Origin of the sequence: Streptomyces sp. NPDC015125 (genome assembly GCF_043080045.1) — a bacterium.
GTDB lineage: Bacteria > Actinomycetota > Actinomycetes > Streptomycetales > Streptomycetaceae > Streptomyces.
Genome location: NZ_JBIBVF010000067.1, coordinates 1 through 1,082, shown reverse-complemented (window position 1 = coordinate 1,082; position 1,082 = coordinate 1). Strand labels below are relative to the sequence as shown.

Sequence of the window (1,082 nt, the reverse complement as noted above, 5' to 3'; positions counted from 1 at the left end):
GTCGCTCGGGTCGGTGTCGGGGCCGGTCGGGTGGTCGGCGGGGGCGTAGATGCCGTGGTCGACCTGGTGCAGGCGGCCGTCGGCGACCAGGTCGGACAGGGCGTTGCGGACAGTGCCGGCGGCGGCGTCGACTTCGGCGCGGATCTCCTTGGCTGTCATCTGCCGGTCGACGGCTGCGAGGATCTTGTCCTTGACCGTGGTCTTCTTCTTCGGGGCGGGCAGCGGCGGCGGTGCGAACGATCCGACCCCGCCGAATGCCGTGCCGTCGTCGTCCTGGCCGTCGTCGTCCTTCCCGGTGGGGGGAGGCGTGGTCCAGTCGTGCCACAGTCCGAGCTCGGTCAGGGCGTCGATCTCCCGGTCGGTGAGGCAGTTGATGGAGCCGTCCGCGGGGAAGATGTCGCCGAGGCCGTCCGGGCTGCCGTCCTTGGGGAGGTGGACGTACAGGGTGCGCATCATGGTGGCGGCGGAGCCGGTGACGGTGTGGCCGACGCCCTGGGTGGTCTCGCCGGGCACGTCGTCGATGACGCCGTGCATCCGGTCCATGAGTGAGGTGCGGGCGTTGAACCGGTCGGGGATGGCGGCGAGGTCGACGTCGTCGGCGAGGCCGCCGGTGGCCTGCCGGGCGGCGATGCCGCCGGAGGAGGCGGCGATGCGCAGGACGATGCCGATGCCGCCCTGGACCTGGTCGCGCAGGGAGGCTTCGCCGCCGAGCTTGGACAGGTTGAGAGACTGGCCGGCGAAGACGATGCCGATGCCGAACTTGCGGCCCTCGCGGGCGAGGACGTCGGTCATGTGGGCGATGTCGTCGCCGAGGGTCTCGTCGCCGACGAGGGAGTTGAACTCGTCGAGGACCAGGACCAGGCCTGGGTAGGGGGAGTGGGCGGAGAAGTCGTGGCCGGCCGCGGCGTTGATCTCGCCGCGGATGTCCATCAGGGCGATGGCGGCCTTGAGCATCCACCAGGTGAACACCGGCCCGGCGTTCTGTCGGTCGATGTGCCGGCCGACGGCGCTCATCTGCGCGTCGGGCCGGGCGGAGGTCACCCAGGTGGCCAGGCCGGCCAGCGCCCACGCCGCGCACATCA

1 protein-coding gene is annotated in these 1,082 nt (G+C 71.6%); it reads right to left on the bottom strand.

The genetic code is table 11. From position 1 onward, the window contains the following. The coding region (locus tag ACF088_RS41355; RefSeq protein ID WP_392381136.1) for a hypothetical protein at positions 1–1,082 on the bottom strand (1,082 nt) is incomplete at both ends.